The sequence below is a fragment of the Chamaesiphon sp. VAR_69_metabat_338 genome (assembly GCF_031423935.1).
Taxonomy (GTDB): Bacteria; Cyanobacteriota; Cyanobacteriia; order Cyanobacteriales; family Chamaesiphonaceae; genus Chamaesiphon.
Genome location: NZ_JANPGM010000653.1, coordinates 1 through 7,434, shown reverse-complemented (window position 1 = coordinate 7,434; position 7,434 = coordinate 1). Strand labels below are relative to the sequence as shown.

The window sequence follows — 7,434 nt, the reverse complement described above, 5'->3', positions numbered from 1 at the left end:
TAATCTGACAAATCATAGTTCAGACAATATATTCTTCTTTAAAATCACATCAATTAACTTCCAATCGCTTGAGCATCGCGGCTCGCGCTCGATCGGCTAAACTATCATCTAGCGGTGCGAGGTTTATTTCGGTTTGATACTTGTTCTGGAGTGCGGTTTTGATCATCCAGTCGGCGATGAAGGGATTCTTGGGAATCAGTGGGCCGTGGGAATAAGTCGCGATCGCGTTGTGATAGAATGCGCCTTCAGTGCCATCTGTGGCGTTATTGCCATAACCTTTAATTACTTTCCCTAATGCTTCAGCATTCTCACCCAGATAGGTTCTACCGCCATGATTTTCAAAGCCGACGATGATGGGTTTTTGTCCGCCTAGCATTTCGGTAAGTTCGGCGGCGAGTCTTTTGGCAGTAATTTCAAAGACGACGTTACCAGTGCAGCGCGGCACGTCAACACCTGGGTGTTTGCTTTCTAAATCGATAATACCCATCCCTTCAATTCGTTCGCCCAATCCTGGCTCATAAAATCTGCCTAGTAATTGGGGCGAACCGCAGGTAAATACGCCGGGTGCGCCTGCGTCTAGTTTAGCTTTGATGGCTGCGGCTTTGGCACCAGCCAGGTCGCGCATGACGATTTCTTGTTGGCGATCTTGGGCACCACCGCCAGCCATGATATCAACTTGGTGGATGAGATCGGGATCTGATTCTCGATCGTAGGGGATGACTTCGACGTTAATGCCCCGCCATTGGGCGCGTTGTTGGATGGCGATGACGTTACCGCGATCGCCGTAGGTACTCATGAGGGTGGGGTAGAGCCAGCCGATTTTTAGTTCCATAAAATTGGTGTTTTTAACGCAGAGGGCGCGGAGGGTTTGTGGTGCTTAAATGATGGGTGATGGAGTTTCCGCAAAGGGCGCAAAGGAATTGTTAGAGAATCTTTTTACCTGTGAGGATTTCGCGAACGTCTAACATGGCGGAATAAGTGGGAATAATGTGGAGCGTTTCGGTGGTGGCGGTGAGTTCTAAGGCGGTATCGATCGCTTCTTTCAAGTTTTCCTTGACGATGATTTTCGCACCGCTATTTGGATCGGTTTTACTGTATTCCAAACGTAAAGCCATATCGTAAACTCGATCGCCACTGACGACGATTGTGCCGCCGGAATTGACAAATTTTTCGGTATCGACATCCCAAATCCACGAGACATCAGTACCATCCGGCGTTCGATCGTTGAGGATCATTAGGCTGACGGCTTCATTGCCAGCCTGTTTGACTTGAGAGACAGCGCGGATGGTTTCGTTCATACTGGCAGGATTTTTAGTTAATAGAATCCGCACTTTTTTACCGTTATAAACTAGTTCTTCCGATCGACCGAAGGCGGCTTGGAAGTGGCTAATCGTATCGAGAATGACTGACTTACTAATCCCGATCGATTCCATCACGGTAATCGCGGCGAGGGTATTATATTTGTTGTAAACACCGATTAATACTTGCGGCCATTCTTTGCTATCGATCGAGAGTTTACTTTTGGTAAAGTCACATTTGGGACAATCAAAATCGCCCTGGTGTGAAAGATATACGCCTTGATATTCCAAGGCGGTGCCACAACTCGGACAGTAAATCGAATCTACCGCGTGGGGAATTTCATCGAGATATAATTCTGGTTCGCTCAGTCCAAAATATTTAACTTGCTTGGGTTTAGCCCCTTTGGTTAATTGTTGTCCTAAATGAGCCAGAGCCGGATCGTCGCCATTGGTAACGAGAATTGTGTCGCTATCTAATTCGGCAATGGCTTTGCCCCAGCGATAGGTAATTGTATCGACTTCGCCATAGCGATCGAGTTGATCGCGAAATAAATTCAGGGCGAGGACATATTTGGGTTTGAGTTGGGGGATAACGATCGGGATGACGTTTTCATCGACTTCGAGAATCCCATAATCGGCTTTGAGTTTGCCCGTTAAACTCGTGTTTTCTAAGAGTGTCGTAATTAAACCATTGACGAGATTGGCACCCGCTTCGTTATGGACTACTTTCCAACCATCTTTTTCTAAAATATCTCGCAGTAAGAGTGAAGTAGTTGTCTTGCCATTCGTCCCAGCAACAATAATGACACCATACTTAATCTGTTGGGACAGCATGGTTAAAATCTGCGGATGCAGACGTTTGCCAATGGTTCCAGGCAGCACGCTGGCAGCACCTAATTTGAAGGTGCGGATAGTTGAGGTAATTGTTTTAGCTGCAAATACCGCAATTCCCAATCTGACTCGATCTAGTAAATTTATCTGCACCTTAAATTAGGGGTTAGGGATTAGGGGTTAGGGATTAGGGAATAGAGGGTATTGAAAGGGTTAGTTCGATCGCAATCGTTAAAGTTAAATATGAATTAGCTGGGGTAAATATTTATTCAATAGAGATTGCTTGAAATCTATATGCTGGATACTCTTCTATTTCCCTATCCCCTATCCCCTACCCTCTACTCCCTACTCCCTACTCATACTGTCTGAAGGTGGCTATTATATCAAGACTTGGGGACGCGTATTTGCATCGATGGCGGCGGTTATCAGCGATAAAGCCACAATTGGGGCGGTGATAGTGCGGAGAATCTGCCGTCCGAGGGATACGAGTTGAAAGTCACACGCGATGGCTCGATCGATTTCAGATGGTGTCCAGCCGCCTTCGGGGCCGATCGCGATAATAATTTGACTGTGAGTTGATGTCTGAGTTTGCAGGCATTGTAGCAGGTGAGGACGATCGCCTCTAGCTTCGCAGAGGTATTTGGTGCTATCGGTCTGTATTTGACTGAAAATAGACTGTAGCGACTGTGGTTCGCCAATTGTCGGGATTGTTCGGCGTTCGGATTGTTCGGCGGCTTCTTGGGCGATTTTACGCCATCTCTGGAGCTTTTGGGGGCTGGGATCGAGCAGAGTGCGATCGCTGATGGCGGGGAGGATGGTGGTAACGCCCAGTTCGGTACAGGCGCGGACGATGTCATCGAAGTTATTGCCTTTGGGGAGTGCGCAAATCAGGGTAATGGCAGGCGGAAGGCGGGGATTGGCGAGATCGATATCGCTAGCAACAATCGTCACGATCCGTGCAGTTGTCGTGCCAGGAGGTTGGGATCGATCGAGAGCGATTTCGGCAACATAAAGCTTGCCACTACCGTCAATTACTTCAAATTGGGCACCAGTTTGGAGGCGGATTACACGAGTCAAATAGTGCTGTTGTGCTGGTGTCAGCGCAATCTCACGATCGTGGATTTGGGAGGGGTCAATCGCGATACGTTGCAAGGTTTTTAAGCTTAATTACTGATTAAATACAATGTGTTTTCGGGTAGCTTGAAGATGTGCTACTTAGACCGAATGACGGGGAATACTAGAAGAGTATGACTCGAAATGTCCAATCATAGCGTTCTGGTAAATAAATGCTTGTATCTACTACCAATTTAGATCGATGCTATCAGTTGTTAGGCATCTGTCGGGGCGCGTCCCTGGACGAGCTAAAAGCTGCCTACCGTTCCTTAGCCCGTAAGTGGCATCCCGATCTCAATCCCGACGATCGCGATGCGCATCAACGTTTTATCACGCTGAATGAGGCTTATCAAGTTTTACTTGCAGGAATTACGACACAAATCGAGCGACGTACTGCGGCTAGATCTACTGGTTCAACATCTACTCGATCGACAACACCTCAACCAGATCGCTCTTCGTCTGCAACTAACCACACTACCGCCAAGTCCCCCAGTTCGGCAACGCCGCAAGCTCATGGCGATGGCAATGGGTCGGAATTAAAGTGGCAAATGTATGCCCAATTACAGTCATTATTAAAGCAACAACAGTTTTTAAAAGCGATCGTCTTGATAGAGGGTTTAGCCCATCACGATCCTCAAGACAAACAAATTTGCCAATGGCAAGGAATTATTTACTCCCAATACGGCAATCAGTTAATCCGACAACGCGAATTCGATAAAGCCAAGATTTATCTCAAAAAAGCACTCAAAGTCGATCCGCAGAATCGCCAATTATGGCAAGAAGTCGATCGAGCTTTTAGTCGCATTACGCAATTGAGTTAGGAGTTGCTGTACCACCGTATGGGAGTTGGGAGTCGATCGCTAATCGAAAGCTTGCGTTCAAATTTAAACTCTATTCCCTATTCCCTACCCTCTACCCTCTATCCCCTAATCCGAGATACTGACAAATCCGGCTTTTTCTAACAACTGCTGTCCTTGCTGGGTTTTGAGTAAATTCGCATAAGCTTCGCCAGCTTGTTTGCTGCCGGGATTAGTGGTTTTGATAATCACATAAATTAGGCGGGTGAGTGGATAGGTTTGACTTTTGATAGCGACTGTATTGAGTTGATTGCGCTGTCCGCTACGGCAAGCTGCTGGAGATTGCAAAGGATCTCGATAGGGTTTGACTAAATTATCTGCTGCTTTGCCGATCGCTAACGGCTTAGTATTGCAGGAATCGATAATAACTTCTTTGGCAGCACCGTAGTAAATTCCACCGAGATTTCGGCTAACTTTTTGCAATCCTTCGGTCGTACTGCCAACAAATTGAGGTTGCCATTTATCATCTCTAAATTGCTGTTTATCTTTTTTCTTCAATACTAAATCGTAGAAGGAAGAAACTGTGCCACCCGTACTTTCAGGACGAGCAAAAGCGACAATTGGTAGATTTGGGCCGCCGACTTGACGCCAATTAGTAATGCTGCCAGTATAAATATCTCGGAGCTGGTCGATAGTTAAGCCGGTTAAATTGAGTTTGGGATTGACGACGATACTCAGCGCATCATAAGCTACCGCTTTTTGTTTGAGTTGCTGTTGGGTTTTAATCCGATCGTCATTTTTGTATGTCGATTTTTCTAACGCGATCGAAGATTGGGCAAAATCTAAATCGCCTTCGAGTAACCAACAAATTCCGGCATTAGAACCAGGCTTACTATCGCATTTACCATTTTTGACAGATTTAAAATCGGGCGATTTGGCATCGGTATATTCGATATCAAATTGAGGATATACTCCTCTAATCGCCGCATCGATCGAAGATTGTAACTGTCGAGTCGTCGCCCAAGTCGTACTACCCCCAAACTTAAAAGTACCCTGCGGTACATCTTTAATCGCGGTAAAAGATTCGCCCGTAGTGTTGCTGGTAATCCCTGGGATCGATGGCTGTTTATTACCAAAAAGATACATCGCTAAGGCTGGTAATAATAACAGGAGTGCAGTTAATACTACTAAGGCTGGCAGCAATTTTTTGAATGGGAACGATTGCTGCGGAGCTGGTGGAGATAGGGCTGCTGAAGTGGGGACTACCTTGGGTTGCGATATTTTGAACGTTGGAGTGGTGGAGGCTGGCAATTGTTGATATCCTGTATGCTGACGAGTTATCGTTGAGGATAAGGCCGCAATTTCCCGGAAAATAGTGGTGGTAGTATCGGGACGCTGACGTGGATCTGCTTGCATTAATCGATCGATTAAATCCAAGAAATCGGCTGAGACATTAGTTGTTTTGTCTCGCCACAATAATAGATCGCGATATGAATCGTGAAGATCGACAGGTTCTTTGGCGGTGAGTAGATAGACAAATGTACGCCCGAGCGCAAAAAAGTCTGACTGAGCGGAAGCTTCCCCTTGCTCCTGCTCGGGAGCTGCGTAACCAGGGGTGTAGATTCGCGTCCGTTGTCCGTTGGCTGTTGCTACAGCGGCTTGTTTGACTGCCCCAAAATCGATCGCGACTACTTGCCCGTCGGGTTGGAGAATCAGATTAGAAGGCTTGATATCGCGATGAAAAATGCCCCGAGTGTGAATTTCTTGGAGGATCTGCGTTAACTGTAAGAGCCAGCCAATCGCGGTTTTTTGGTCGATCGGTCGTTTCATGACTTTGATATACTCTTCGAGATCCATCCCAAAGATCCGCTCCATGACTAGGCAGTGGAGTGCTGTCTGAGAGCCATTGGGCGAGTACAAGAAAAAATCTTCGACTAACGGAATACCCGCAATTCCTTCGCCAGCGAGACTTGCCAAGACGCGATATTCTCGATCGAATAATTCGATCGCTTTGGTATTATTACTTTTAAGGACTTTTAAGACTTTGGGTACACCACGTTCGGTAACTTCATAGGTATCCCCGAAGCCGCCTTTGTTGCTCATTAATTTGGCAACGCGGTATTTACCTGCTAGGAGCAGTTCTGAGCCACAGCTTTGACAAAAGAGCATCCGATCGGAATTTTCCGTTTGCGGACACTGAGGATTGATACACAGACTCATGCAACCTTAGCTCGATCTACGAAGGTGTTGATAATATCTATATTGTATAGCTTTGGCTAATGGGTGAGATCGGCTATAAGTCTGGATTCGATCGATAATTGAGGTACGCACTCAACCTATTTTAATTTATCAATTATTTTCTTAATTGCTGCTTCAGTTAAGCCGCTAATTTTTGCACCGATAATTGTTTCCCAGCTATCGATCTGATTTCCTGGTTGAGTATTTCGATGTTCAATAATAGCTGGAACTAATTTGACGATCGTTTTTAGTCCCGATCTGCCCATGCTTAGTGTAAGATCTTGCTGGCTGAGAGTATTAATTAAGTTGAGAACGGTAGTAGCTTTAGTTGGATCGATCGATGATAAAAAAGCTGATGATGCTTGAGTTTTAGTAGTAGCAGTCGATTTAGATGAGGGTGGCTTAGCTTTGTTGGTAGTTTTAGTCGATTTAGTAACAGTTACCTCTGCGATCGGTTCTGGTAGTTTAGATGTATCTTCGCTACTAATATTAATTGATGGTGCAGGATCGACGGTTTTAGAAGCTTTCTGAGTTGTAGATTTAGTTTTTTTACCGACTTTTGGCTTTACTGGTTCGGGTTCTAATTGCTTGATAACTGGCTCGATAATTATCGTAGTTTCAGTTGGGTTTGCAGGAATCGTAGTTACGCTCGGTTGCGATTCTACTCGCTCGATAATCGGCTCGATAATTTTAGGAATTGCAGGTTGTATCGATCGCTCTAATATGAGACGATCTAAGATTTCTGTGTGTTTGGCAAGTTGGGCTAAAATTGGTTGTAACTGCTCGGAAACCGCCGATTCGATCGCTGGTAATAATCGATCTAATTGCGAACTATCCGTTGTTGTATTAGTGACACCAGTTAAAGGCGTTTCTGATAATAGAGCAAGTTGAGCGATCGCCGATTTTTGATTGCTGGGATCTATCACAAAAGCATTTACCATTTCTGCTTTTGCGATATTCTTTTCTTTGGCTATTACCGCAGCATAATATTCGCGATGTCCTTCAATAACTTGATATTTCCCGGCTCTAATCTCTTGCAAAATCAAGGGTCGCAGCAATCCATCAGTTGCTAAGATGAGATCTGCTAACTGCTCTAGCTCAGATTCGACAAAGTTAGACTTTGGCAAGTCCGACTTAATTGATTTAACATCTACAAA

The 7,434-nt window shown here is 45.4% G+C and carries 6 protein-coding genes; 1 reads left to right on the top strand and 5 read right to left on the bottom strand.

Annotated features, from left to right (window positions below):
- Window positions 1-49: 49 nt before the first annotated feature.
- The 3 genes from RMO84_RS17995 to RMO84_RS17985 all read right to left on the bottom strand — a co-directional run bounded on the left by RMO84_RS17995 (window position 50) and on the right by RMO84_RS17985 (window position 3,281).
- Window positions 50-832, bottom strand: a complete 783-nt coding sequence (locus RMO84_RS17995) for a cobalamin biosynthesis protein CobQ (RefSeq protein WP_310489814.1) — start codon at window positions 830-832, stop codon at window positions 50-52.
- A gap of 91 nt (window positions 833-923) precedes the next feature.
- Window positions 924-2,276 (bottom strand): MurT ligase domain-containing protein, encoded by a 1,353-nt coding sequence (locus RMO84_RS17990; protein ID WP_396135892.1) that lies wholly within the window; start codon window positions 2,274-2,276, stop codon window positions 924-926.
- A gap of 231 nt (window positions 2,277-2,507) precedes the next feature.
- Window positions 2,508-3,281 carry a 16S rRNA (uracil(1498)-N(3))-methyltransferase gene (locus RMO84_RS17985; protein WP_310489812.1) on the bottom strand — a complete coding sequence of 258 codons (774 nt, stop codon included), beginning with the start codon at window positions 3,279-3,281 and terminating at the stop codon, window positions 2,508-2,510.
- A 134-nt stretch (window positions 3,282-3,415) separates the two neighbouring features.
- Between RMO84_RS17985 and RMO84_RS17980 the strand changes: the two genes are divergently transcribed.
- On the top strand, window positions 3,416-4,063 hold the full coding sequence (locus RMO84_RS17980; protein WP_310489811.1) for a DnaJ domain-containing protein: 648 nt from the start codon (window positions 3,416-3,418) through the stop codon (window positions 4,061-4,063).
- A 105-nt stretch (window positions 4,064-4,168) separates the two neighbouring features.
- Here RMO84_RS17980 and RMO84_RS17975 read toward each other — a convergent pair whose 3' ends face one another.
- Both RMO84_RS17975 and RMO84_RS17970 read right to left on the bottom strand, forming a co-directional pair.
- The gene (locus RMO84_RS17975) at window positions 4,169-6,259 is read right to left on the bottom strand and encodes a serine/threonine-protein kinase (RefSeq protein WP_310489810.1); all 2,091 of its coding nucleotides are present in this window, start codon (window positions 6,257-6,259) and stop codon (window positions 4,169-4,171) included.
- A 116-nt stretch (window positions 6,260-6,375) separates the two neighbouring features.
- A partial coding sequence (locus RMO84_RS17970; RefSeq protein ID WP_310489809.1) for a ParB N-terminal domain-containing protein occupies window positions 6,376-7,434 on the bottom strand: 1,059 nt, incomplete at its 5' end.